Source organism: Streptomyces griseochromogenes, from assembly GCF_001542625.1.
In the GTDB taxonomy this organism is placed as follows: Bacteria; Actinomycetota; Actinomycetes; order Streptomycetales; family Streptomycetaceae; genus Streptomyces; species Streptomyces griseochromogenes.
The window spans coordinates 7,048,156-7,072,804 of record NZ_CP016279.1 but is presented as its reverse complement, the minus strand read 5'-3'; the positions used below and the strand labels follow the sequence as shown (position 1 = coordinate 7,072,804).

Below are 24,649 nucleotides of genomic sequence, written 5' to 3'. Positions count from 1 at the left end.
ACCGGGCGGGTCGCGGGGGTAGCGGGCCTGGGGCGTGTTTTCGCAGATCAAGCACGGCCTACTTGGCGTCGCTTGATGTGCGGGTGTGGGCATCTTCGGCAGTCTGTGGGTGGACTGATGCTGACCCTTTGCTGAGTTTCCTGACTGTGCGTCAGTTCCGTGGGTTGATCGTTTCGGGTGTCAGGGAGATGTCGTGTTGAAGCGGGTGTTCGTCGCGCCGGATCCGGGGCGGCTGCGGTTGCGCAGTGCTGCGCGGGGTGTCCTGGGTGTCGGTCTGGCGGTGACGGTGTCGGATCTGGCGATGCAGTCGCTGCCGGCGGCGATCGCTGGTGGGCTTGCCGCGCTGCTCGCCTTGTTCACGGTGGCCGATGGGTCGGTGCGGGGGCAGGCGGTCACGACGGTGCTCTTGCCGGCGGCGGGTTTTCCGGTGCTGGCTCTCGCGGCGGTGTTGCACGAATACGCGTGGATACGGGACGTGGCCTTTGTTGCCGTCCTCGGCGCGGGGATGTATGCCCGCCGGTGGGGGCCGCGGGGCCACGCTCTGGGGACTTTCGCGTTCATGATGTTTTTCGCGGCGCAGTTCCTGCATGCGGTGCCGGGCCAGTTGCCGGAGCTTTATGCGGCGGTGGCCCTTGCCCTGCTGGCGTCCTCAGTGGTCCGCTTTGGCCTGTGGTGTTACGAGCGGCGGCTGTCGCCGCCTGCTGTTGTGGTGGTGGCGCCGGGTGGTACGGGTTTTGCCCGGGTGACCACGCGCCACGCGGTGCAGGGAATGGCGGGCGGCGCTTTCGCTCTGTTGGTGGGGCAGCTGGTGTCGCACGAGCGCTGGTATTGGGCTGTGGGTGCGGTGTGGTGGATTTTCGTGAACACCACCTCGCGGGGCGAGACCCTGGTGCGGGGCTTTCGCAGGGTTTTGGGCACGGTGATCGGTATCGCCATTGGCCTGGTGATCGCCGTGCCGCTGGATGGGGCTGGTGCTCCCACCGCGGCGCTTGTCGCGGTCTGCGTGTTCGGCATTTTCTATACGGCGGCGGTGTCGTATACGTGGATGATGCTGGCGGTGACGGTGATGGCCGGGCTGTTGTATGGCCTGTTGGGGGTGCTGAATCCGGGGCTGCTTGCTCTGCGTGTGATGGAGACGGGGGTGGGGGCGCTCGGCGCGGGGCTCGCGGTGTCGTTGGTACTGCCGGTGACTACGCACGCCACCACTGACGCGTGGATCCAGCGAGCGCTGCACTGTGTCCATGCGTGCACTTCTGAGGCTGCGGCCCGCCTGGCCGGCTCTCCGGCTGCGGATCCGGCCCGGTATGTCGCTGAACTGGAGCTGCTGTTGGGCAGGGTGAGGCTGTCGCTGGCGCCGCTGGTGCACCCGTTCACTCCGCTGCGGGCGCGTAAAGCGCGGGCCCGTCAGGTGATCGAGCTGCTGGACCGGTGTGCCCGGGAGGTGCGTGGACTGGCATCGGTCGCGGCGGATCCGGATGCTTCCCACGACGCGAGGCTTGCGGCAGCGTGCTGGCGGGTGGAGGCAGCAGTGGAGGCACTCATCACGCCCGGTGCCACGCCAAGCGAGGGTCATGCGGCGGTTGCGGCACCGCATCCTTCCGGTGGCGAACTGGCCTTGGCCCATCTGCATGGGCTGGAACAGGCACTGAAAGCACTCGCAGTCCCGTTGCAAGGCTCCGTCGCGGCCTGACGGCCGCCGCCCCAGGAGGGTTACGAGGCTCGGGCTCCGTGACGGCGCCCACTACGCGATGGCGATTCGCCGAGTGGGTAGTCGGCCAGAGGTCTGGAACATGCGGTGTCTTCCAGGGGTGTGCGTGTACTGAATGGGCTTGATCCGCTTAGGGTCCGGCTGTAGCGAGTGCGGAGCTGACTGGCGGTCAGAGCTGACCTCGGTACCACCTGGCACATGTCGTAGAAGCCGTCCAGCGCCGTCCATCCAGTCCTATGCGGACATATATGTCTAGTTTCGGGATCCTGTGCCGCGCGTGACACCTGACAGCACGACGAAGCCCCGCCGGTCTGGTCCGGCGGGGCTGTCGGCTCGCCGCTCTCGATGACGCGGAGGAGTGAGGAGGCGACGATACGAGCCGTGCGGCCGATCGACAGCACACTGCAGGGGAATTCCCTGCGACGCACAAGGCCGTAGCCCTTTGCTCTCGACATGCCGAACACCTAGGCGACGTCCCGGACGCTCGCGGTACCGCTTCAGGTGGCACGGATGCGCTCGGGGCTGAATGCCTCGTGCTGCAATTCGCTGTTCTGGCTCGGCATTCCTGCCGGCAGTGTCCTGATCCCTCGAATCAATGGCAGTTCACCAAGTCTCCCCCACTCCTCTCCGCCCCAGAAACGACCAAACCCGAACGCTCGCTTTGATGGGACGTCAGATGGTCTGAAGTGCGGGTCATGGGGGCCACTTCGTTCGGCAGGGCGTGGACAGGCGGGAGCCTTGTATTGCCCAACGCGCGTAGCTGCCGGGAAACGGGCCAGAAGGCTGACCTTCTCTGGCGGATCGGGCTTCCAGTCAGGTCAGCGTCGGCGGCGCGTTCGTGGGGCTGGGGCAGCACGGCTATCACCAGACGGTGAAGGTTGAAGTCGTGTCACTTGTGCAGCGATTGAGGGCGGGAGGGCGCTGACCTGGGATTTCACGGTGGAATGCGCGCTGACCTGGGAAAACTCCTCTCCGTAGTTCTCACTGGTCAACGCCGTTTCCCAGGCTCATGTGCCCTGGATGTGCCCTGGGGCGCTCGCTTTTGGGCCGGGCTCGGGAGCCGGAGCGGCTGACCTGACCCGGCGGAGGTGCCGAAGCCTCCTGCGCTGACCTTCCGCAAGCGCCTCAGCGGAGATTTTCGCCTGTAGCATCCGCTTTAGAGGTCATCTCATTTGGGGTGTTCGATAGGCTCCAGATGTGGGGATCGTTGAGCGGCTTGTGCCGGATGAGCTGTGGGAGTTGTTCCAGCGAGTGGTTCCGGAGGCGCCGAGTCGGCCTCAGGGTGGTGGCCGGCGCCGGCACGGCGACCGGGAGGTGTTGGCTGCGATCGTGTTCGTGGCCACGTCGGGCTGCACGTGGCAGCAACTGCCGTCCGCCTCGTTCGGGCTTTCAGGGCCCACGGCTCACCGGCGCTTCGCCGAGTGGTCGAAGGCCCGGGTGTGGGCGAAGCTCCATCGCCTGGTCCTCGACGAACTCGGCTCTCGCGGTGAACTGGACTGGTCTCGCTGCGCGATCGACTCGGTGAACATGCGAGCCCTGAAAAAGGGGACCTGACAGGTCCGAATCCGGTGGATCGCGGCAAGTACGGTTCAAAGATCCACTTGATCACCGAGCGTACCGGGCTGCCCCTGTCCGTCGGGATATCCGGTGCCAACCTGCACGACAGCCAGGCCCTCGAACCGCTCGTGCGAGGCATCCCACCCATTCGCTCCCGGCGCGGACCGCGCCGACGACGGCCCGCCAAACTCCACGGCGACAAAGGCTACGACTACAACCACCTGCGCCGATGGTTACGCAGCCGCGGCATCCGACATCGCATCGCCCGCAAAGGCATCGAGCCCTCCACACGGCTGGGCCGCCACCGCTGGACGATCGAACGCACCATGGCCTGGCTCGCCGGATGCCGCCGCCTCCACCGCCGCTACGAACGCAAAGCCGAACACTTCCTGGCCTTCACCAGCATCGCCTGCACCCTCATCTGCTACCGCAGACTCACCAAATGAGATGACTTCTTAGAAGTGGAAGCGAATCCTTTCTGGGGCCGCAGGTACGCCGGAAGTGTAGTCCGATCATCGATGCGCGCGATCTCGCCAGGTGCAGTCCGTGGAGGTCGAGGACGACCACACGCGGATCGGCGTGAAGTCGCATAACATCGCTGGTGAGCGCTGTCAGCGCAGCCTGTACGTCGGCTGCAGGTTCGAGTGGCAGTGAGGTGTTGTCCCCGCCACGCATGCGAGCCATCCACTTACGGCGAGAGTGTTGTGCCTTCGGCGCGCGGTTGCGGATGAAATGCACGAGGACCCGGGCGGCGTCCGGGGCCGCTTGCTCCGGGGCATCCTGAACGATCTGTTCCAGGTTGAGGACGCCACCGATGCGTACGTACTCGCGTTCGGAGCCGAGACGTTCCAGCGCCTTGTTGAATCGATCGGTGATCTGACCGCGCCGCGTGAGGCGGTACGTGCGGGCGGTGTATACCAGGGCAACGCCGGCCCCGATCGCGGCAAGCATGGCGACCAGCGCGGTACGCAAGCAGCTGACGAGCGCCGCTGATCCCTTCGCCAGCTCCACTCGGCGATGCGCTCGTTCATGTTGGGGTTGGGGGTACCTGTGGGGGCAATGGGATTCCGCTTCATGCCTCGTACACAGGTGCACGGTGTTTGCCGGTTGCATGCCCCGTGACATCCGAGTCGCAACTTACTGTTGAGAGCGCGGACGCTGTCCTATTCACCCCCGTTGGAGTGGCGGGACAGGTCAGGCTGTTGGTCTGGGTTGATGCGGCGGGGGCTGGCGGAGGCTTGGGGAGCGATTCGGCTCCCAATGGCTCCCAGATGCGTCGTTGTGCTCCGCGCCACGACAAGGGCCATGCGGCCCCTGCCCTGTGCTCCGGCACGATCCCTACGGTGCAGGAATGGAAGCGACTGCACAGCTCGTTGAACCTCGATCTGTACGCGCTCACGAGCGGGCTCTTGCCGCTCTACGTCGGGCACAACGGGCAGGCGAGGCGGCGGAACGGGCTACACGGCCGGAGCTTCGGGAAACGCTGGTGCGCATCCTTGTCCGTCAGATCTCCAGCGCCTTGTGCCAGCACTTGGTGGAGGCATCGGCTCCGGGAAGGTTCCACATGTCCGAGCTCGTTCGCGCTTACGCAGAGGAGCGCGTCGGCCTCGATGAACCGGCCAGTGCCATCCGCCAAGCCGCCCGGCGCCTGCAGCAGCACATGACGGCCGAGCGGCAGCGCATGGCCGGGGCCTTGCAACCTGCCGAGGCCGTCTTCCTCCAGGACATCAGCGGGGTGCCCGCCTACCTGCGCCGTGCCTGCACCGTGGCCGCGTGAACGTCTAGAGGGGGCCGCCGTGTTTGCCACGGAACGGCGTCCACGCGTACGTCACAGGGCGGCGCCGCCGTCTACCCGGATTACCTGGCCGGTGATGTACGCCGCCCGGTCCGAGACGAGGTAGGAGACCAGTTCCGCCACGTCCTCGGGGCGTCCGAACCGCTTGAGCGGGATGCGTTCCAGCATCTTTTCCCGCATCGGTACCGGGATATCTTCCATCATCTGTGTCTCCGTGATCCCCGGAGCCACCACGTTGACCCGGACGCCGTGGCCCGCGACCTCCCGTGCGAGCGACTTGCTCATGCCGATGATGCCCGCCTTGCTGGCGGCGTAGTTGCTCATCGTCACGAAGCCGCTCAGCGCCACGATGGAGGAGATGTTCACGCAGGTGCCGGACTTGCGTCGCAGAAAGCGGTACAGGACTGTCTGGCACACGTTCCACATGCCGGTGAGGTTGGTGTCGATGACGTCATCCCACGACTGACCGGCCAGCAGGGGCATGGGGCCGTTCCTGGTGATTCCCGCGTTGTTCACCAGGGCTGTGATGGGACCCAGCTCGTTCTCGGCGTGAGCCACCATCTCCTCGACAGCGTCGCGGTCGCGTACGTCGCACTCGGTGAACAGCGCGTGGACGCCCAGGTTTTCGACCTCCTCTTGGGTCGCCCGCGCTTCTTTGCTCTCGGACCGGTAGCAGCCGATGACGTCATATCCCTCCGCGGCGAGCTTCAGGGCGATGCTCCGGCCGATCCCGCGCGCCGCCCCCGTGACGAGGACGCGGCGCGGACTTTCCTGGTCGCCCTTCGTGCCGTGTGCGGCGTGCGATTCGGGCCCGGCGATGTCGTTGGACAAGGTCTCTCCCCAGGTGGCTTCACTGTGGCATCTCAGCAAAGCAGCAGTTCATAAAGGCCCACTTAAGCCTCGGGTGGTGGCTCTTCAGCTGTGTCCTGCCGTGATCAGGAGGCTCCGTCGGTCGCCATCTCACGCGGGCCGGTCGGGTCGTCGTGGTCCGAGGCGGAGGTGTCGGATGCGCGGGGCATGAGGCGTCCTTCTGCCTTCGGCGGCAGAGCCAACCGATAGAGCGGCACGGCTCCTGCCGTGGTCACCACGGCGACGAGGACGAGTATCGAGAAGACGTCCTGGGAGATGATCTGCTGGCTCAGGCCGATGTTGATGAAGATCAGGATCATCAAGCCTCGCGCGTTCATGAGTCCGCCCACCGCCCAGGACTCGCCCCAGGAAAAGCCCGTCGCCCGCATCGCGAGCCCGCACCCGACGTACTTCCCGACGAAGCCGGCGATCAGCAAGGTCGCGAAGGCGAGCAGCATGGTGGCTCCGGCTATGCCGCCGAGCTTGGTGTTGAGCCCCGAGAACGCGAAGAAGATCGGGAGCAGGAAGACACTGACGAAGTCCATCATCCTGCCGTGCAGAGCCTCCCGGAAGGCCGCGTCCCGCGGCATCGCGAGCCCGGCGATGAACCCGCCGAAGACCGAGTAGATTCCGATGCGGTCCGTGAACCAGCCAGCGCCCAGCACGACGAACGCCACGATGTACATCTGGCTGAGCGTGAGGCTCTTCGTCTGAGCCACCCGTGCGCCGATGGGGCGCAGCAATCGCGCGACGCCAAAGAGCATCACGGCGGCGAAGACGCCGGCCAGCAGGATGCTTTGGAGCGCGCTCATGGGACCCGAACCGGCATGGACGGCGGACAGCACCGCGAGGAAGCACCAAGCGGCCACGTCGTCCATGGAAGCAGCAACCAGCGTCAGCCTGCCCAACGGCGAGTTCTCCAGGCCCCGTTCGTAAAGGATGCGGGCGAGCATCGGGAAGGCGGTGAGGGACAGCGCGCCGCCGATGAAGAAGGCGAACTCCATACGGGAGACGTCGTTCCTGGAGAACCGCGAGTACCACAGGAGTCCCGCTGCGGTGCCGAGTACGAGTGAGGGGACTATGCCCGAAACGGCCAGCAGCGTCGCCTGTCGGCCCTGACTCCGTCCGCCTTCTACGCCTGCACCGGCCGCGCCATTCTTCCCGTGATCGAGTCCGGCGCCCACCAGGAACATGTACAGAGTGAGCCCTATGGTGCTCAGCACATAGAGGATCGGTTTTACGTCCGAAGGGAAGAGTGATTTCTGTACTCCGGGGAAGAGGAGTCCCAGAAATGTGGGGCCGAGCAGGACGCCCGCCACCATTTCGCCGAGAACTCGTGGCTGCCTGACCATGAGAGCCAGTTTCCCGCATGTCGCAGAGGCGGCGAGAATGGCGAGTATCGCGGCTATTACTTTTAGGGTGAGCTCAAGGTTCGGGTCGCTCGGAGAATAGAAGGCGAGATGTCGCACGGCACCCCTCAGCTGGCTCGTCGGATACGCCCTGCGAGCTTGTCAGCCGACGCTGAAGGATCACCTAAACCTTCCCTAAGCAGTGCCTCTCGTGCCGCAAACCGCTCCGCTGTGAGGTCGTACTCCCGGAGCCGACGTGCAGGTGCTCACGCTAAAGCCGTCCCAAAGCGCGACTTAACTGCAGTGAGGGCTCCCGGCGTGTCGCTCGACGGCGCACCCTGTCCTGCTTTGCGAAATTTTGATCTACCATCGAGTAGCGGTGTCCGATTTCCGAACCTGTCCGCAGTTATGCGTGGCGACTGGGAGGAGTTATCTCTCGGCACATGAGTGAATGTCGTCACATATGTGGACTTAAGGTTCAACCAAGGTCTTCACTATACATCGAAACCCTCGATCCGTAATCGATTGGGCGATCTCGTCGCCCTTTAAAGGGGTTGACGTCGCCCGATACCTGCCTCCATGATTCATTTCGCCTGTCGCACTGATGTTCCACCCGCGGAAATACCCTTCGGTATTTCGAATGGAGGGCATGTGAGGTTCGGAATTCTGGGTCCTGTAGATGTGGAGAATGACCTCGGTGAAAAAGTCACCCCGCAGGCACTCAAAATTCGGTCGCTCCTGGCCGTGTTCTGTATGCACGCGGGCCACGTGGTCTCTCCGGCACGGCTCATCAGCGCCCTGTGGGGTGGAACGCCCCCGCGGACCGCGTCCACGGCGCTTCAGGTCTATGTGTCCAAGCTGCGCGGGCAGTTCACTCAGGCGGGTGCGAGCCCCGACCTCATCACCACCACCTCGTCGGGCTATCTGATGCGGCTCGACGAGCACACCCTCGACCTCACCCTTTTCGAATCCAACGTGGTCAAGATCCAGCAGGCCATCGATGCAGACCGGACCCAGGACGCTGCCCGGCTTCTCTCCGAATCCCTGACGCTGTGGCGGGGCACCGCGCTCGCCGACGTACGTACCACTCCTGCCCTGGATGGTTACGCCCAGCAGCTGGACGAGCGGCGCAACGCACTGCACGAACAACGCCTCACCCTGGAACTCCGGCTCGGTCGCCACACGGACCTCATCGGCGAGCTCTATGGCCTCACGCAGGAACACCCCATGTGGGAGACCATCCATGCCTGCCTGATGATCGCCCTCTATCGCAGCGGTCGAATACCCGAGTGTCTGGCGGCGTATCAGCACATACGCCAGACACTCCATGACGAGCTGGGTATGGAACCCTGCAACCGGCTGCGGAATCTGCATCGCGCGATTCTCGCCCGCGAGCCGTGGCTGGATGACCACAGCCGACTGCTGTCCGCGGCGTACGCCTCGTGAACATCACCTGGCAGCGAGACCCGGGCAGGCCACAGACCACTGGGCGGCACGATCGGCCCTGGCGTGGCAACCGCCTGTCCTTCGCGGCTGCCGCCTACATCCTCTTCGTGCTGACGGTCGGCACCAACATGCCGACCCCTCTGTACGCCCGCTATGAGACCGAGTTCGGGTTCTCCCCGCTCGTGGTCACCCTCGTCTTTGCCATGTACGCGGGCACCCTGATCCCCACGGCCATGTTTGCCGGGGCGCTGACCGACAGCATCGGGTACCGCCGCGTGGCCGCCCCGGCCGTCGCTCTTGCGGCGGTCGCGGCCGTCCTGTTCAGCTGCGCGAACGGTGTCGCCTGGCTGTTCGCGGCGCGGGCACTGCAAGGCGTCTCGGTCGGCGCGGCCTCCGGGGCCCTGACCGCAGCCCTGGTGGAGACGGAGCCCTCGGGAGACCGTGCGCGAGCTTCCATGCTCGCCTCCGCCATGATCACGGGCGGTGGCGGTATCGGCCCCGTCCTCTCCGGCTTCCTCGGCGAGCACGCGCCGCTGCCCCTACGCCTGACCTACCTCGTCGAACTCGCCCTGCTCGCCCTGGCGGCGGCAGCCGCCACCAGGCTGCCCAGGATGGCAAGCCGCGGCGTCTGGCGGTTCCGCCGGCCCCGCATCCCGGCCTCTCTGCGACGACCCTTCGCCCTGGCGTCCGCCGTGAGCGTTCTCGGGTGGGCCGTCGTCGCGCTCTTCCTCGCCATGGTGCCGTCGTACGCCATCGCCATCCTGCACCGCCACGACCTTCTGCTGGCCGGCACGGCCGCGGGCATGTTCCTGTTGTTCGCCGCGGGAACGCAGTACGCGGTGGCGCGCGCGGGCATCGCGACTCGGCCGGCTGGAGGGCTGCTTCTGCTCACCGTCGGCCTGGCGATGCTGGCGGGCGCCGGAGCCACGGACTCCCTGTGGCTCCTTCTCGCGGCCGCCGCGTGTGGCGGGGCGGGCCAAGGCATCACGTTCAAGGCGGCGCTGGCCAGAGTCAACGAAGTGGCACCACCGGAGTCCCGTGCCGAGGTTCTCTCCGCCTTCTACATGATCACGTATCTCGGGGTCGGACTCCCTGTCATCGGCGTCGGCTTCCTGGCCGCAGCCACCGATCTGCTCACCGCCGTCGGCACCTTCTCGGCGGTGACCGCTCCGGCCTGCGTCGTCGTCGCGGTCATGGCCCGTGCCAGGTGGGCGGATGCTGTTTAAGGAGAGGTAAGGGCTGTTTTAGCAGGCGTCGTTAAGGTCCAACGACATCACACCAACTCACCCCTGCGCCGTTCTCCGCGTACCGGGACGCACCAGCCGAACGAGGCGATCGCCCGTGGACACCATCAGCCGCGACCCACAACTGCTCGGCGAGGACCACCCTTTCGGCCATCCAGTACAGATTTGGGCTGCGCACGCTCCGCTCCCACGCCATGAGCGCTTCACGGCCCACGCGTCGGAACTGGCCGAGGACGAACGCGCACAGCTCGCACACATCGTCACCGGCGCCGCACGCGCTCAATTCGTGACCGGACGCGCGCTGGCCCGGCAAGTCCTCGCGCGCGAGCTGCGGACGCCGACGTCACAGATCCGCTTCGCGGTCAGCGAGACAGGGCGGCCCTCTCTGGCCGAACCTCCATGTCCTGGGCTCGACTTCAACCTCTCACACGCCGGGCGGTTGACATTGCTCGCTGTGACTCGGGGGAGCCGAGTGGGCATCGACATCGAACAGACCGACGTGGAGCGGGACTTCGAGGGAGTGGCGGCTGGCTTCTTCTCCCCGGCCGAGTACGAGCAGTGGTCCACGGCGGACACCGCGGACAGAACCGCCCTGTGGTACCGCATCTGGACCCGCCGCGAGGCATACGTGAAGGCCACCGGCCATGGGTTGCGCGACATCGGCGACGACCATCCCGGCCGCGGCTCGGCCTGGATCGACATCGCCCTGGAGCCGGCGCCCGGCCATGTCGGCTGCGTGGTGCTGCTCAACCATCCCTGACCGCCCGGAACTTCACTCCGTTCGAGGTGAACCAACATGACGTCCAGCACCCCACTCTGGTCCCCGCCGCACGACGTTCTCGACCGCTCACGCATCGGCGACTACTTGCGTTGGCTGGAGAGCCACCGTGGACTCCGGTTCGACGGGTACGCGGACTTGTGGCGCTGGTCGGTGTCCGACGTGGACGGCTTCTGGTCGTCGGTGTGGGAGTACTTCCAGATCACGCCGCAGGCCCCGGCCCCCGTGTGCGTCGACGCTCACGGAATGGCGGACGTCCAGTGGTTTCCCGGGGCGCGGCTCAACTACGCCCAGCGCGTCCTGAGCATGCCTGGTGTTGACGGCTCCACTCCCATGGTGATCGGGCGCTCGCAGACGCGAGAACCCGTCGAACTCACCGCAGACGAACTCCGCGACCAGGTCGCGCGCGCCCAACACGGACTCCGCGGCCTCGGGGTCGGGCACGGCGACCGGGTGGCCGCCTATCTGCCGAACATCCCCGAGGCCCTGGTCCTCCTGCTCGCCTGCGCGGGCATGGGCGCCGTCTTCTCCTCGTGCGCCCCGGAGTTCGGCGCCCGTTCGGTGCAGGACCGCTGGAGCCAGATCGAGCCGAAGGTCCTGGTGACCGTCACGGGCTATCGCTCCGGTGACCGGCTCGTCGACCGCGCGCACGAGGTCGAGGCGATCCGCGCCGCTCTGCCGAGCCTGCGGCACATCGTGACCGTCCCGTACGCGGGTTCCGACGTGGACTCCGACATGACCTGGGACGAGCTGCTCGCCGACACGGGCGAACTCATCTTTGAGCAAGTCGAGTTCGGCCATCCCCTGTACGTGCTGTACTCGTCGGGAACGACAGGTCTGCCCAAGCCCATCGTGCACGGTCACGGCGGCATCCTCCTGGAACATCTGAAGATGCTGGCGCTCCATCACGACCTGGGACCGGGCGACCGCTTCCTGTGGTTCAGCACCACGGGCTGGATGATGTGGAACTACCTGGTCTCCGGGCTCGCCGTGGGAAGTGCCGTGGTGCTCTTCGACGGCAACCCGACGCATCCCGACTTCGGTGCGTTGTGGCGCCTGGTCGAGGAGACTGCGACGACGTATTTCGGCACGTCAGCGCCCTATCTGATGGCCTGCCGCAAGGCCGGGATCACCCCGTGGCAGGACCTGGACCTCTCCCGGCTGCGCGGCATCGGGTCGACAGGAGCTCCGTTGCCCGCCGAGGGCTTCCGCTGGGTGTACGAGGCATCGGCCGACAGCGGGGCACCTGCCCCGCTGCTCACGTCGTTGTCGGGCGGCACCGACGTGTGCACGGGCTTCGTCGGGGGCGTTCCGCTGCTCCCCGTCATCGAGGGGGAGATCAGCTGCCGCTGTCTGGGGGCGAGCATCCAGGCGTACGGGCCGACCGGAGAACCCGTCATCGGCCAGACCGGGGAACTCGTGGTGACCCGGCCGATGCCGAGCATGCCCGTGGCCCTGTGGGGCGACACCGACGGATCGCGGCGCCACGCCTCCTACTTCGCACGATTCCCCGGGGTATGGCACCACGGCGACTGGATCAACGTAACCGACCGAGGGACCTGCGTGATCAGCGGGCGCTCCGACGCGACCCTGAAGCGCGGTGGAGTGCGCCTGGGCACCGCCGAGTTCTACACCGTGGTGGAGGAACTCGACGACATCGCCGACTCCCTGGTCGTGCACGTGGAAAGCACGCAGACGGGGGCGGACAAACTGATGCTCTTCGTCGAGCTGCGTGGCGGCAACGGCCTCGACATCCGGCTGCGCGAGCGAATCAGCCATGCCCTGCGCACCGAGCTCTCCGAGCACCATGTGCCGGACCACATCGTCCAGGTTCCTGCCATTCCGCGCACGCTGTCGGGCAAGAAGCTGGAGGTACCGGTGAAGCGCATTCTCGCCGGTACAGACCCCGAACTCGTGGTGGCCCAGGGTGCTTTGGCCAATCCCGACGCCCTCGCCGCCTTCGAGGAAGCAGCGATCCGCTACCGTACGCGTGATTGTGCACAGCGGCTCGCCGAGTCGGGCCTTCGGACCGCGTGAGAGGGCACCTATGACGACGACCACGCCGACCGCCACGGACAATTTCACCTCGCCCATCGAAGAGCGGTACTTCGAGGACTACGTACCGGGCACGGTGCACGTCTTCGGCAGCATCACCCTCACCGAGCCGGAGATCCTGGAGTTCGCCCGGCAATTCGACACCCAGAGCTTTCACATGGACCCCGAGGCGGCGCAGGCCGGGCCCTTCCAGGGGCTGATCGCGAGTGGCTGGCACACCACGGCCGTGATGATGCGTCTGTACGCGGACCACTACCTCAGCAAGGTCGCCTCGCTCGCGTCCCCGGGGGTCGACGAAGTGCGCTGGAAGCGTCCCGTGCGTCCGGACGACACCTTGTCGGTTCGTGCCACAGTGACCGAGGCCCGCGTTTCCCGCTCCAAGCCGGACCGCGGCCTGGTCCACACCGACGTGGAAGTCCTCAACCAGCACGGCGAGACGGTCCTGACGATGACTATCATGAACATGCTTCAGCGCAGGCCGTAGCAGTCGCCACGGCCTGCGCCCTTGCCGTCATGCGAAGGTCAGCACGATCTTCCCGATGTGCCGTCCGCTCATCATCCTGCGGAACGCGCGATCGGCCATCGACACCGGGAACGGTGTGTACGGCAGCGGTGCCAGGGCGCCCGAGGCGAACAGCGGTGCCAGTTCCGCCAGGAGTGCACCGATGAGCTCCGGGCAGCGGTTGACCAGCAGTCTGAGGTCGACACTGTGCATGCTGAGGCTGTTGCGAAAGGGGCCGAGTCCGAGCGCGGCGTCGGCCATGATGTCGCGCTTGCCGATCTCGATGAATCTGCCGCGGACCCGCAGCAGTTCCAGACTTCTGCGCAGTAGCTCGCCCGTGAGGGAGTTGAGGACGACGTCGACACCCTCGCCGCCGGTGGCGGCGAGGGTCTCGTCACCGAACTCGACGCTGTGGGAGTCCATGACGTGCTGGACTCCGCGCTCATGCAGGTACGTTCGCTTGTCCGGGGTCCCCACCGTCGCGAATACTTCGGCTCCTCGGAGTTCCGCTATGGCCAGTGCTGCCGTGCCCACCCCACCGGCCGCGGAATGGATGAGGAGTCGCTCCCCGCGCCGGAGGTCGGCCATACGTATCAGGCCGTACCAGGCGGTGAGGAACGCGACGGGCACGGTGGCAGCCTGAGCGAAGTCCATATGGTCGGGCAGGGACATGACCGCTTCCGCCGGTACGTTGACCTGGGACGCGAATGCCCCCTCGGTCACGGCTGCGACCCGGTCGCCGACCCGGAACGCGGTCACGTCCGGCCCCACCGCGGTGACGACGCCGGCGCATTCCAGACCCGGCCGCGGCGCGTCCTCGAAGTACGCCGCGGACAGGCCCATCGCCGTCAGCACGTCAGGGAAATTGAGCCCGGCGGCGAACACCTGAATGGTCACCTCGCCGAGACGAGGCGGCTCCGACTCGGCGGCGACCAGCTCGAAGTCGAGATCGCCGGGGCCCCGTTGCCGCAGTTCCACGCGGGCGGCCGGGCCGGCGTCGGTCGCGGTCGAATGCAGGTGCTCCATGAACCCTCCCGGGAAACGGCGTCACGCGGTCGTGCGGAAGAAGTCGACGAGGACGCGATTGACTTCCTCGGGTCGCTCCAGGAATCCGAAATGCCCACATCCTTCGAGCAGTTCGAAGCGGCAGTCCGGGATGACCTCGGCCACTGCCCGCCCCATGGCGGGCGGCATGACGATGTCGTGGGCGAAGGCGACGACGAGCGACGGACAGCGGACGTCGCTCAGTCCCGGCAGCCGGTCGTGTGTGACGGTGGCCTCGTACTGGGCCGCGAACCCCTCTCCCCGCTGAGGGAAGAGGGAGAGGGTCGTCAGCCAGTCCTGGGCGAACTTGTCGTCGGTCAGCGACTCGAGGGCGAACAGCTGGCCCATCGTGGCCACCGCCGAGTACGCCACGGGCACCGCGTCGCCGGCTCTCATGGCACTCGCGATGCCCTGAGCCAGCGCGTCGTGGAAGACATCAGACCGTCCCCGGGTCGCCATCAGCGCGACCGCACCGACCAGGTCGGGATGGTCCCTGGCCAGCTCCTGGGCGATCATCGCGCCGATGGAGATCCCCGCCACCAAGCAGGGGGAGACGCCCAGGTGACCGATCAGCCCAGCTGCATCACTGACGAGTTCCTCGAGTGTGTAGGGACCCGGCGGGACATCCGAAGGAGAGGTCCCGCGCAGGTCGAAGGTGATGACCTGGAATCCGGCGCGTACGAGATCCGGAACCTGGTACCTGTCCCAGACCGCCGCCGGTGAGGCGGCCGGGCCGATCAGGAGCAGAGGAGCGCCCTCACCGTGTACGCGGTAGGAGATCCGGACTCCGTTGACTGTGGCGATGGGCACGGTTCACCCGGTCTCCGTCGCCGCGGCCGCGGCCGATGCGGCGGACTCGGCGAAGTACTTCTCCTGAATGGTGCGCAGCGTCCTGAAGTCGTCGGTCTGGATCTGCCGTCGGTCGATGACCTGCCCGCTGACCTTTTCGATGACGACGACGAATTCGATCAACGAGAGGGAGTTGACCAATCGCGTCTCGAACAGGTCGAGGTCGGGATCGATGTCCTCGACGTCCGGGTTCTGCTCGTAGACCCACGTCAGTACCTCGGGTGGCAGCACAGACATGCTCGTTCCTTACCTTTCTGGATGGGGTGAAGTAGGGCGAATCTGCGGGGAGCTGTAGGGTCAGCGACCGGCCTCAGCGCGGTCCCCCACGGGTTCGGCAGCCGGGCGTGCGCGTTTGATGCCGAGAGCCGGGTGCGTGACCAGATACAGGCCCGAAGCATCGTCGTAGAGGTCGCTGGGCTCGATGCGCAGCGCGCTGAGATTGGCGGTCTGTCCCTCGGGGGCATTCTCGTCGGCACGCTGCCGCGCCTGATCGGCTTCCTCGATCAGCTCTGGCATGGCGCTCGTGCCCCGTGCGTCGGCCGCGTCCCTGAGGTCGCTGAGTCCTGCGGAGATCTCGGCGAAGGCCCCGTTCGGGCGGTCGTACCGTTCCTTCTCGCGGACCAGGCGCTGGGCCAGCCAGAAGTAGCTCGCGGTGCCCTTGTACTGCTCGTACACCCCGGACACCAACACGATGAGACGGGCGTAGGCGTTGCGGAACAGGGACTCATAGAACCCCTGCGCCTCACGCTCGTTGATCTGTCCGCCGTCGGTGCCGATCACGGACGCGGCGGCGAGCACCGCGCTGTACATCGCCAGATGCACGCCTGTGGACAACAAGGGGTCGAGGAAACAGGCCGCGTCCCCGACCAGGAAATAGCCGGGGCCGCAGAAACTGTCGGCCACGTAGGAGTAGTCCTGCTCGACGCGCGTGGGACCGATGAACTCAGCGCCAGCCAATTGCTTGCGCACCGTCTCGGATTCCTGGACCAGTGTCAGGAGCATTTCGTCGTCGGATGCGAATTCCTTCCGGCGCTCGACGAATCGCGTCTTGTGCGTCACGAAACCGATGCTGAACTGTCCGTCCTTCAAGGGGATGACCCAGAACCAGCCATCAGGTGTGGATACGACGTTGAGGCCGCCCGACGGTGTTCCCTCCAACAACTCGCCGCCGTCCCAGTAACCCCAGATCGCGACGTTACGGAAGATCTCGTGGGCCCGGCGATTGCGAAAGTGCTGTGAGGCGAGCACGCCCGCGCGGCCGGAGGCATCGACGAGGAAGTCGAACTCGGTGACCCGCTGGGCATTGTCGTGCTTCGTGTCCACCCATTCCGCGGACACGGGGCGGTCTCCATCGAAGACGACCTTCTTCACGTGGGCGCCCTCGACGACCTCGACGCCCTGCTCCTGCGCGTGCCGCAGTAGGATCTCGTCGAACTCGGCGCGCTCCACCTGCCAACCGCGCACATCCGGCCCGAAGAGCTCCCCCCAGTCGATGGTCCAGTCCTCGGCACCCCACCTCAGAAGGGCCCCGCGCCGACTGGTGAATCCGGCGGCGTCCACCTTCTCCAGGACACCCGCGATATCCATCATGACGCGGCAGGACGAGGTGAGCGACTCGCCGACGTGATACCGGGGAAAGGTTTCCCGCTCCAGCAAGGTGACATCGATCCCGGCCCGGGCCAGCAGTATCGCCGTCAGTGACCCTCCCGGCCCGCCGCCTATCACCAGCACATTGGACATCGATGATCCCCTCACCTCGTGCGACATTCGGGAATGGCCCCTCGTGGGGGCGCCAACGCCACCTAATCACGCGGCAGTTAACGGACAGAATCAACACCTCTAAAGCACCCCTTAACCGCATCCATGCGATACGGCGCTGGGGCTGTGGATCACTCTTGGGTGCGCTACGCACTGGTGCGGGTGCAGCCGTCTTCGGGGATGCTTCTTCAACAGGGTTGAGGCCGAGCTAAGTTGACGGCCGGACGATCTCTGTTGCGGGGCTGGTGTGGCAGGGCGGGATCTGCGAGCGCTGTTCCGTACGAACGACCGCACGCTTGGCACTGCGGAGGCGTTCACGAACCGCCAGGGGCAGTGGGATTTCGCGGTGGCCGCGCTCGCCGAGCACCTGCGGTATGTCAACAACCCTGCCTTTGATCCTGCGGACTTGGAGGCTCCCCGGGACAACGTGGTGGTCTTCCACGGGATCGGCGGTATCGGTGAGTCCACGCTGCCGCGCAAGTTCGAGGCATCCCTCGGTGACCCGGGGCAGCGGCCCGCCCAGTGGGGCGCCCCGGCATGGGGGCGGGCGCGGATCCTGCCCGTACGGGTCGATCTCGCGCTCGCGCGCTCCGCGAGTCCCGATTTCGAGAAGGTCGTGCTCTCCGTCCGTCTCGCACTGGCCGCCATCGGGCGACCGCTGCCCGCCTTCGACTTGGCGTTGCGCCGCTACTGGGAGCATCAGCACGAAAAGACGGCCCCGATGCCACGACCCATGCCGAGATACAGGACACCTACAAGTTGGCACAGGTCAGGTGGGCTGTGCGGGCCTGTGGCGCAAGCGGATGCCCGTCTCCAGCCGAACGGCGGAACCACCGCGTCAGTGATCTCCAGACCCCCGTGCCTCGTGGTCGCGTCACTCTCATCAGGAGTATGCGTTCTTCCGCGGCCGTGCGGTCGAGCGTGCCATGGGCGGGGATGCCCTCGGCACGCTCGACGACAGAGGGCTCGCAACTGATGAACAGCGCAGGGAGTGCGTCGAAGCGGCAGGGCTTGGCGGGAGGTCACGGCCGGCTCCTTCGATCGCCGGCCGCGCGCCCGCCGGCATCAGCTGGGATCCTGCCCTCGTGGCAATCGACGTGACGGTGCGGCGCGTGATCCCGCTGCCGCCCGAGCGAGTGGCCGCTTACGCCATGGACTGGCGCCACGACGCGGAGTGGACGCAAGGGATCCGTACGGCTGAGCTGACCCGGCCGGCGGAGGGCGGCGGGTTCGGCGTGGGCGCCGAGGTCACCCGCACGGCGTACTTCCTCACCCGGCGCATCGACTACGTCCTGCGCGTGGCCGCCTATGAGCCGCCGCGGCTGCTGGACATGATCTCTGTCGGCGGACCGATGCCGATGCATGTCACTTACGTCTTCGAGCGTCACCCGCGCGGCACGCTGGCCGGGATCCGTGTCCGAGGAGGACCTGGCGGCCCCTACCGCGTCGCGGCGCCCCTGCTCGCCCGCCTGGTCCGAACCAACCTCACCAAGGACCTGCGCGATCTCGAACGCCGACTCTCCGACCGCGAAGGAGGCGCGTAATGGCGTATGACGAAGGGCTGGCCGAGCGAGTCCGGGAACGGCTTGGCGCGGACCCCGGCATCACCGAGAAGCGGATGTTCGGTGGCATCGCGTTCCTCCACCGCGGCAACATGGCCGTCGGCGTGACCGGCGACGACCTCATGGTCCGGGTCGGTCCCGACGCCACCATGCAGGCTCTGGCCCGGCCAGGCGCGAGGATCTTCGACATGACCGGTCGCCCGATGCGCGGCTGGATCGTGGTCGCGGGCTCCGCCGTCGCAGAGGACGAGGTGCTGGCCGAGTGGATCGACGAGGGCCACGCCTTCGCTGCGAGTCTGCCACCCAAGTAAGAACACCGCCGCCACGCGAAACCCTCTGCCGGCGCCAGAGCCCGCAGAACCATCGGGCGCCGGGTCACCGTTTCACATCACTGTCCGGCTGCCGAGTGACTGCAACGCAGCGGCCACGGACACGTGCAACGCTCCCGCGTCGGCGCCCGCGCGGGAGCGCAGATTCACGCCGTAGGCGAGCAGTGCCAGCAGTTCGGCAGCCTCAGCCGGACCGGTTCCCGGGGCTAGTTGCCCTTGTGCCTCGGCCGTGACGAGTGCCGTGTGCATGGCGTCCCGCAGTTCCCGGTGGTGCTGGTCGAGGAGGGCGCGGACCTCGGGGTAGCCGTTCTCTGCGCCGACGTGCGCGTTGACGACCAGGCACCCCCAGCGGGCGTGTTCGCCGGCGCACCGCGCCTCGATGAGCCCGTCGAAGAACTCGGCGACGGCCCGCAGCCCTCGCTGGTCCTGGGCGAGGGAGCGGAACGCGGGCCGGGCCCGCTGGTCGATGTAGCGGCGCAGCGCGGCGCAGTACAGCTCCTGCTTGCCACCGAAGGTCGCGTACAGGCTGGAGCGGTTGAGGCCGGTCGCGGTCACGACCTCCTGGATCCCGGTCGTGGCCACGCCCTGGCGCCAGAACAGCCGCACCACGGTCTCCAGGACCGCGTCCGGGTCGAAGTGCTTGATGTCCGGCATGTTCCACCCCGCCATCTTGAAACGACGATTTCAAGATATCCCCCGCCGACCCTCCGGCCAGTCTTGCCGGATCCCTTGGTGCCGGATCAAGTCGACGCTATCTTGAAACGGTCATTCCAAGTTAGTCGGAACGTCGACCGGGAGGAACGGACACCGTGACCACACTCAACGTCGAGCTGCGCGTCTTCTACGAGGCCCGCCAGCAGCAGATCCCCGCCGAAGTGCGGCAGGTCATGCAGCGGGCCGGTCAGGAACTCGCCGACTCCGGACAGGTCGACCGCGCCCTGACCGTCGGCGATCGAGCGCCCCGCTTCCGGCTGCCTTCAGCCACCGGCCAGACGGTCGCGCTGGACGACCTGATCGCCGAAGGCTCGGTAGTGCTGACCTTCTACCGCGGCACCTGGTGCCCGTACTGCAACATCGCCCTGCGCGCCCTCCAGCAGCACCACACCGACATCACCGCACGCGGCGCCCGCCTGGTCGCCGTATCCCCGCAGATCCCCGACGAATCCCTCAGCCTCGCCGAGAAGCACAGCCTGACCTTCGACGTCCTCAGCGACATCGGCTCCGACACCGCCAAGCAGTACGGCCTCGCCTTCGACCTCCCTGACGACCTCGCCGCGGTCTACGACAAGCTGGGCTTCGACCTCCAGCGCGTCAACGACGGCCATCCGCGCACACTGCCCCTGCCCGCCACCTACGTCATCGACCGTGAGAGCGTGATCCGCTGGGCCTTCGTCAACAGCGACTACACCAAACGCGCCGAACCGTCGGACATCATCGCCGCCCTCGACGCACTGAGCTGAGGCGCAGCAAGGGTGCCTTTGCGATCCGGTCTCCAGCCGGACGCCCTGCGCGCCGCGCCCGCCGACGTAATCGCCGTGCCGGACGCACTCGGCTGAGCCATGTCCGGGCGGGCCGGGGGGAGGTCCGTGCCCCTTCCCTTAGCCGTTCTCGGGAGCCATGCGTGTGGCGCGCGTGAGGTGGTTGCCAGGGCCGGGCCTACGGAGGCCCCGCACTCCGCTTTCTGATTCGAAGATCCCGAGCAGACTGGGACGTCGTGTTGGTCTGCGTATGTCCGTGCGCGCGTAGTCGGCGCACGGTGGTGGAGGCCAGCGGGGTCACGGCTGCGGTGGCGGAGACGGCGCCGGCGATGGCGGCGAGGCGGTAGCCGCCCACGGCGTGGGTGAGGGGTGCGACGCTGAGTTGGCCTATGGGGATGGTGAGGTAGGAGAGCAGGTCGTTGTAGGACGCGACGCGGGACAGCACGTGTTGGGGGACGTGTTCGTGGAGTGACGTCTCCCAGGCGATGCCGGTGATGGACATGCCGAGGCCGGAGATCAGGGCGGCTGTGATCAGCCAGGGGGTGTCCATCCGGGTGCCGAGGGCGAGCAGGGGCAGGGCGGTGAGCGCGCTGGCCAGCTGCCCGAGCCGCAGCAGGTGGGTGATCGTGAGGCGGTACAGCAGCGCGCTGGCCGCCAGCAGTCCGATGCCGCGGGCGCTGAGCATGAATCCCCAGGTCGTCTCGCCGCTGAGCTGTTTGGTGAGGGTGGGGCCCAGGATCTGCCAGGTTCCGGTCTGGACGAGGTTGATCACGCAGAAGGACGCGGTGCCGATCCACACCCATCGAATGCGCCGGAACTCGCTCCAGCCGTCGCGGATGTCGGACCACAGAGTGACCGAGCGCGGCTTGGGCGGTGTGCCGGTGAGGGGGAGGCGGGCCAGGCATACCGCCGCGAGGAGATAGGTCAGGGCGTCGAAGGCGAGGGCTGTGCCGCTGCCCGCGGTGACGACGATGACGCCTGCGAGGCTCGGCCCGAGGATCTTCGTCGCGTTGCGGACCGAGCCCAGCATGGCGTTCGCCTGCCTCAGCTGGTCCCGGTCGACCAGCTGAGGCACCACGCCGCGCAGCGCCGGGGTGGTGAAGGCGGCGAGCATGCCATTGAGGAATTCCAGCGAGGCCACGGGAAGCAGGGCGTAGCGGCCGGTGAGCAGGACGGCGGCGACAGCGCCCTGGGTGAGTGCCGAGCCGAGGTTGGCGGCCAGCAACACCGTCCGGCGCGGGAACCGGTCGGCCGTGGCGCCGCCCACCAGCAGGAGGCCGAGCAGCGGCACCATGCGTGCGGCCAGCACGACACCGAGGTCGCCGGCGTCGGCCTCGGCGGCGAGGACCGCGAAGGTCAGCGCCATGGGGGCCATCGAACTGCCGAGCAGAGAGATCGTTTGTCCGGTGAGGAACCACCGGAATCCGGCCCGTTTCAGAGGAGAGGAACGCACCGGCGAGAGTGTGGGGACACCGACCGGCTGACGGTATCGTTTCGGCAGGAGGCGAAAGGTGACACTGCTGCGCTTGAGCCCGCTGGCTCTGTCCCGGTCCCGGTTCGCCCTCTCGCCGCTGGCCGAAACCTTCGGCTCGATGCTCGTGCTCAGCAAGCCCTGCACCGACCCCTGGCTGACCGCCTGGCACACCCGGCACCACGGCAGCCTGGCCGCCGCTCTGGAGTCCGACCCCTTCGCCAGTGGCCTGGTCGCCCTCCTCGGCTCGACCAAGTGGATCCCCGAGTTCATCGCCGGCCCGCCCCCGGGCGGCATGCGCACACGTATCGCCGACGAACTGACCGTCCTGAGCCGTGCCACCGATGACGAGGTGCGCGCCGGGCTGGAGAAGTCACTCGCGCACAGCTGGAAACCGCACGACCTGAGCTGGCTGTCCGGACACAGACTGGCGGCGCGCGTAGCCGGCCTGCTCAAGTCGGTGTGGACGGCGCATGTGGCCCCGGACTGGCCACGCCGCCGGGCACTGCTGGAACGGGACGTCATGTACCGGGCGGGACTGCTGGCCGCCTACGGCTGGCCGCGCGCCCTGCAGCACATGACCCGACGCAGCGCATGGGTGGGCACCGACGCCATCCGCTTCACTCACCACAACGGCCCCGACCTCATCGTCAGCGACGAGGGCATGCTCTTCGTGCCCGTCAGCTGCTCCACCGGCAGCTGGCTGTGCGCAGCACCACCGAACCACTACGCCTTGGTCTACCCCGCCCGCGGAACCGCCGCCACGTCCCGACCCACGAAACCCACGGGTGCACTGGCACGGCTGATCGGTACGGGCCGGGCAGCGATCCTGCAGGAACTCGACCAGCCCGCCACCAGCACCGAACTCGCTGCTCAGCTGGGTCAGTCGCTCGGCACCATCGGCGGTCACCTCGCCGTCCTGCGCGACGCAGACCTGATCACCGGAGCGCGCGTCGGCCGACGCGTGGTCTACCGCCGTACCGCTACAGGCGATCTGCTGGCCGCGCAGCAGCCGACCGGCACCCCTGCACCGGAGACCGGCCAAGACCCCTCAATGCGTTCGGCATAGCTCGTCCAGTGTGCGGGACTCGTGGCTGGCCAGTCACTTTGCCCAGGTCCTTCGCAGGCCATCGCATCCGCGAGCGCGTGTGCCCCGGTTCACCGGGCACTGCCGACTTCAGCCGTTGCGGGTGGCCCACACCTCGACGTACGGGCCCGGATCCACACGGTCGACCTCGAAGCCCGCACCCGTCACGGCGGTGGCGAACTCGTCCGGATCCCAGACGGTGTACCACCGTCTTCCGTCCGGTTCGTCGAGCCAGCCCGTGTGCCCGGTGACTTTGAGACACACGTACAGCTTGCCACCAGGCCGCAGCAGCGCCCCGAACTGCCCAAGCACGTCCACCGTCTCCGCCGCATCGAGGTGGACGAGAGAGGCGGACGCCCAGACACCGTCGAACGTTCCGGCCGGGAACCGCTTCCCGACCTCACGCAGATCGCACTGCGACGTGGGCGCATGCGTGTTGGCCATCGCCACGAACACCGGGTTCAGGTCGACGCCGCGCGCCACATGCCCGTACCCCCGGAACCTCGCCAGGTCACGGCCCGGACCGCATCCGGCGTCGAGGATCAACGAAGGCGCCGGCAAAGAGCCCGCGAACCGCCCGACTCGATCCGCCATCTTCGAAGCGTGCACAGCCGCATACTCGCCGGCGTGGTCACTGTAGACGGCGACCGACTCGGATACGGGGTCCGGCTCTCCGCCGGCGGACGTGGTGTGAGACATCATCCCGTCCATCCTGGCCAGCTCTCGCGTCACCAACCAGTAGCCGGCGCGGAAAAGGGATCAAGCTCATACACGCCGCGTAGCCCATCCACTGCATCCCCTCCTCCCTCCGGACCGCATGAGCGGCGACGGCGCCAGGGCCGCGACCGGCGCAGGGACAGACCCCTGCTTCCAACCGACGCCGCTACCCCTGCCACTCCCGTGCCTACCGGTGTTCGGGGTTCTCGTAGTCGCGGCGGCACCCGGCGTCCCAGGCAGTGCGCTGGTTGCCGTAGGCGGGGATGCCACCGAGATCCTTCAGCGCCCGGGCGAGGTGGAGCAGGTTCCAGGTCATGAAGGTGGTGTTGCGGTTGGTGAAGCCGTTCTCCGGGCCGCCCGAGTCGGGGTCGAGGTAGGAGGGGCCGGGGCCGGCCTCGCCGATCCATCCGGCATCGGCCTGGGGAGGGATGGTGTAGCCCAGGTGCTGGAGGCTGTAGAGGACGTTCATGGCGCAGTGCTTGACGCCGTCCTCGTTGCCGGTGATCAGGCAGCCGCCGACGCGGCCGTAATAGGAGTACTGGCCGTGCTCGTTGAGAAGGCTGGAGCAGGCATAGAGGCGTTCGATCACCCGCTTCATGACGGAGCTGTTGTCGGCCAGCCAGATCGGGCCGGCCAGGACGAGGATGTCAGCCTCCATGACCTGCTGGTACAGGTCCGGCCAGGCGTCCGTCTCCCAGCCGTGTTCCGTCATGTCGGACCACACCCCGGTGGCGATGTCGTGGTCCACGGCCCGGACGACATCAACATGCACGCCCTGCGCGTCCAGGATCGCTGTGCTCCGGTCGATCAGCCCCTGAGTGTTGCTGGTCTCCGGCGAGCGCTTGAGGGTGCAGTTGATCACCAGGGCACGCAGGTCGTCGTACCGGTCCGGCGGTGCATCGGTGGCGGGCGACGAAGCAGTCGCACGGTCCTCCAGAGCCCTCTGCGCAGCACGATGCTCGGCGGCGCACGTCCACATCCGGCTCCAGCGTGTGGGACGCCCGCGGCAACCGCCACCCCGACGCCACCGAACGGCCCCGGCATGCCCGCTCCATCGCCACCACCCGCAGC

At 67.2% G+C, this 24,649-nt stretch carries 23 protein-coding genes and 1 pseudogene; 13 read left to right on the top strand and 11 right to left on the bottom strand.

The window, feature by feature from the left end; genetic code table 11:
- Positions 1-193 precede the first annotated feature (193 nt).
- Complete coding sequence (locus AVL59_RS30410) at positions 194-1,690, top strand: FUSC family protein (protein WP_067310796.1); 1,497 nt, start codon at positions 194-196, stop codon at positions 1,688-1,690.
- A 1,221-nt stretch (positions 1,691-2,911) separates the two neighbouring features.
- A protein-coding gene (locus AVL59_RS49570) for an IS5 family transposase (RefSeq protein WP_237281881.1) occupies positions 2,912-3,711 on the top strand; the annotation gives its coding sequence in 2 pieces (ribosomal slippage) (positions 2,912-3,247 and positions 3,250-3,711; 798 coding nt in all).
- On the opposite strand, the gene AVL59_RS52695 is transcribed toward AVL59_RS49570, so the two are convergent.
- On the bottom strand, positions 3,701-4,276 hold the full coding sequence (locus AVL59_RS52695; protein ID WP_159400134.1) for a hypothetical protein: 576 nt from the start codon (positions 4,274-4,276) through the stop codon (positions 3,701-3,703). The two genes, AVL59_RS49570 and AVL59_RS52695, sit on opposite strands and share 11 nt — an antisense overlap.
- Positions 4,277-4,829: 553 nt before the next feature.
- On the opposite strand from AVL59_RS52695, the gene AVL59_RS30390 reads away from it, so the two are divergent.
- A complete protein-coding gene (locus tag AVL59_RS30390) occupies positions 4,830-5,042 on the top strand; it encodes a hypothetical protein (protein WP_159400133.1) in 213 nt (70 codons plus the stop codon).
- Between the two features lie 51 nt (positions 5,043-5,093).
- Here AVL59_RS30390 and fabG read toward each other — a convergent pair whose 3' ends face one another.
- Positions 5,094-5,891 carry a 3-oxoacyl-ACP reductase FabG gene (fabG, locus tag AVL59_RS30385; protein WP_237281733.1) on the bottom strand — a complete coding sequence of 266 codons (798 nt, stop codon included), beginning with the start codon at positions 5,889-5,891 and terminating at the stop codon, positions 5,094-5,096.
- Between the two features lie 104 nt (positions 5,892-5,995).
- Positions 5,996-7,378, bottom strand: coding sequence for a cation:proton antiporter (locus AVL59_RS30380; protein WP_159400132.1), 1,383 nt, complete (start codon positions 7,376-7,378; stop codon positions 5,996-5,998).
- A gap of 459 nt (positions 7,379-7,837) precedes the next feature.
- Here AVL59_RS30380 and AVL59_RS30375 point away from each other — a divergent pair, with 459 nt between their 5' ends.
- From AVL59_RS30375 to AVL59_RS30355, 6 genes and pseudogenes are all read left to right on the top strand, one after another.
- Complete coding sequence (locus AVL59_RS30375) at positions 7,838-8,704, top strand: AfsR/SARP family transcriptional regulator (protein WP_079147082.1); 867 nt, start codon at positions 7,838-7,840, stop codon at positions 8,702-8,704.
- On the top strand, positions 8,701-9,930 hold the full coding sequence (locus tag AVL59_RS30370) for an MFS transporter (RefSeq protein WP_079147081.1): 1,230 nt from the start codon (positions 8,701-8,703) through the stop codon (positions 9,928-9,930). The genes AVL59_RS30375 and AVL59_RS30370 overlap by 4 nt, the downstream gene beginning before the upstream one ends.
- 115 nt (positions 9,931-10,045) lie before the next feature.
- Positions 10,046-10,393: pseudogene (locus tag AVL59_RS56705) on the top strand (4'-phosphopantetheinyl transferase family protein); the annotation flags it as partial.
- 27 nt (positions 10,394-10,420) lie between these two features.
- Complete coding sequence (locus AVL59_RS52690; protein ID WP_067310781.1) at positions 10,421-10,708, top strand: 4'-phosphopantetheinyl transferase family protein; 288 nt, start codon at positions 10,421-10,423, stop codon at positions 10,706-10,708.
- A gap of 36 nt (positions 10,709-10,744) precedes the next feature.
- Positions 10,745-12,763, top strand: coding sequence for an acetoacetate--CoA ligase (locus tag AVL59_RS30360; RefSeq protein ID WP_067310778.1), 2,019 nt, complete (start codon positions 10,745-10,747; stop codon positions 12,761-12,763).
- 10 nt (positions 12,764-12,773) lie between these two features.
- Positions 12,774-13,265 carry a MaoC family dehydratase gene (locus tag AVL59_RS30355; RefSeq protein WP_067310775.1) on the top strand — a complete coding sequence of 164 codons (492 nt, stop codon included), beginning with the start codon at positions 12,774-12,776 and terminating at the stop codon, positions 13,263-13,265.
- 27 nt (positions 13,266-13,292) lie between these two features.
- On the opposite strand, the gene AVL59_RS30350 is transcribed toward AVL59_RS30355, so the two are convergent.
- Genes AVL59_RS30350 through AVL59_RS30335 form a run of 4 tightly spaced genes read right to left on the bottom strand, consistent with a single transcriptional unit; the run spans position 13,293 to position 16,916 of the window.
- Complete coding sequence (locus AVL59_RS30350; protein ID WP_067310773.1) at positions 13,293-14,309, bottom strand: zinc-binding dehydrogenase; 1,017 nt, start codon at positions 14,307-14,309, stop codon at positions 13,293-13,295.
- A 21-nt stretch (positions 14,310-14,330) separates the two neighbouring features.
- Positions 14,331-15,137, bottom strand: coding sequence for an alpha/beta fold hydrolase (locus AVL59_RS30345; protein WP_067310771.1), 807 nt, complete (start codon positions 15,135-15,137; stop codon positions 14,331-14,333).
- Between the two features lie 3 nt (positions 15,138-15,140).
- A complete protein-coding gene (locus AVL59_RS30340) occupies positions 15,141-15,413 on the bottom strand; it encodes an acyl carrier protein (protein ID WP_067310768.1) in 273 nt (90 codons plus the stop codon).
- A gap of 60 nt (positions 15,414-15,473) precedes the next feature.
- Positions 15,474-16,916, bottom strand: coding sequence for an NAD(P)/FAD-dependent oxidoreductase (locus tag AVL59_RS30335; RefSeq protein WP_099053149.1), 1,443 nt, complete (start codon positions 16,914-16,916; stop codon positions 15,474-15,476).
- A 1,103-nt stretch (positions 16,917-18,019) separates the two neighbouring features.
- Between AVL59_RS30335 and AVL59_RS30330 the strand changes: the two genes are divergently transcribed.
- Entirely contained in the window at positions 18,020-18,478 is a 459-nt protein-coding gene (locus AVL59_RS30330; RefSeq protein WP_067310763.1) for an SRPBCC family protein, read from the top strand.
- Entirely contained in the window at positions 18,478-18,807 is a 330-nt protein-coding gene (locus tag AVL59_RS30325) for a TfoX/Sxy family protein (RefSeq protein WP_067310761.1), read from the top strand. Before AVL59_RS30330 ends, AVL59_RS30325 begins: the two co-directional genes overlap by 1 nt.
- Before the next feature lie 72 nt (positions 18,808-18,879).
- Here AVL59_RS30325 and AVL59_RS30320 read toward each other — a convergent pair whose 3' ends face one another.
- Positions 18,880-19,479 (bottom strand): TetR/AcrR family transcriptional regulator, encoded by a 600-nt coding sequence (locus tag AVL59_RS30320; RefSeq protein WP_067310759.1) that lies wholly within the window; start codon positions 19,477-19,479, stop codon positions 18,880-18,882.
- Positions 19,480-19,634: 155 nt separating this feature from the next.
- Here AVL59_RS30320 and AVL59_RS30315 point away from each other — a divergent pair, with 155 nt between their 5' ends.
- Entirely contained in the window at positions 19,635-20,285 is a 651-nt protein-coding gene (locus tag AVL59_RS30315; protein ID WP_067310756.1) for a peroxiredoxin-like family protein, read from the top strand.
- Between the two features lie 196 nt (positions 20,286-20,481).
- Here AVL59_RS30315 and AVL59_RS30310 read toward each other — a convergent pair whose 3' ends face one another.
- Positions 20,482-21,756: an MFS transporter gene (locus AVL59_RS30310; protein WP_079147079.1), complete on the bottom strand. Its 1,275-nt coding sequence runs from the start codon at positions 21,754-21,756 to the stop codon at positions 20,482-20,484.
- Between the two features lie 58 nt (positions 21,757-21,814).
- Here AVL59_RS30310 and AVL59_RS30305 point away from each other — a divergent pair, with 58 nt between their 5' ends.
- Positions 21,815-22,843: a winged helix-turn-helix domain-containing protein gene (locus AVL59_RS30305; protein ID WP_067310751.1), complete on the top strand. Its 1,029-nt coding sequence runs from the start codon at positions 21,815-21,817 to the stop codon at positions 22,841-22,843.
- A gap of 108 nt (positions 22,844-22,951) precedes the next feature.
- Here the strand turns inward: AVL59_RS30305 and AVL59_RS30300 are convergent, their stop codons facing one another.
- On the bottom strand, positions 22,952-23,455 hold the full coding sequence (locus AVL59_RS30300; RefSeq protein ID WP_159400131.1) for a class I SAM-dependent methyltransferase: 504 nt from the start codon (positions 23,453-23,455) through the stop codon (positions 22,952-22,954).
- 310 nt (positions 23,456-23,765) lie between these two features.
- Positions 23,766-24,557: a flavodoxin family protein gene (locus AVL59_RS30295; RefSeq protein ID WP_237281732.1), complete on the bottom strand. Its 792-nt coding sequence runs from the start codon at positions 24,555-24,557 to the stop codon at positions 23,766-23,768.
- Between the last annotated feature and the right edge of the window lie 92 nt (positions 24,558-24,649).

Coding starts and splice junctions, on each gene's coding strand:
- AVL59_RS30390 (WP_159400133.1), top strand. CDS start 4,830: ATGTCCGAGCTCGTTCGCGCTTACGCAGAGGAGCGCGTCGGCCTCGAT.
- AVL59_RS30375 (WP_079147082.1), top strand. CDS start 7,838: ATGATTCATTTCGCCTGTCGCACTGATGTTCCACCCGCGGAAATACCC.
- AVL59_RS30360 (WP_067310778.1), top strand. CDS start 10,745: ATGACGTCCAGCACCCCACTCTGGTCCCCGCCGCACGACGTTCTCGAC.
- AVL59_RS30355 (WP_067310775.1), top strand. CDS start 12,774: ATGACGACGACCACGCCGACCGCCACGGACAATTTCACCTCGCCCATC.
- AVL59_RS30350 (WP_067310773.1), bottom strand. CDS start 14,309: ATGGAGCACCTGCATTCGACCGCGACCGACGCCGGCCCGGCCGCCCGC.
- AVL59_RS30340 (WP_067310768.1), bottom strand. CDS start 15,413: ATGTCTGTGCTGCCACCCGAGGTACTGACGTGGGTCTACGAGCAGAAC.
- AVL59_RS30335 (WP_099053149.1), bottom strand. CDS start 16,916: ATGTCCAATGTGCTGGTGATAGGCGGCGGGCCGGGAGGGTCACTGACG.
- AVL59_RS30325 (WP_067310761.1), top strand. CDS start 18,478: ATGGCGTATGACGAAGGGCTGGCCGAGCGAGTCCGGGAACGGCTTGGC.
- AVL59_RS30320 (WP_067310759.1), bottom strand. CDS start 19,479: ATGCCGGACATCAAGCACTTCGACCCGGACGCGGTCCTGGAGACCGTG.
- AVL59_RS30300 (WP_159400131.1), bottom strand. CDS start 23,455: ATGGCGGATCGAGTCGGGCGGTTCGCGGGCTCTTTGCCGGCGCCTTCG.
- AVL59_RS30295 (WP_237281732.1), bottom strand. CDS start 24,557: ATGTGGACGTGCGCCGCCGAGCATCGTGCTGCGCAGAGGGCTCTGGAG.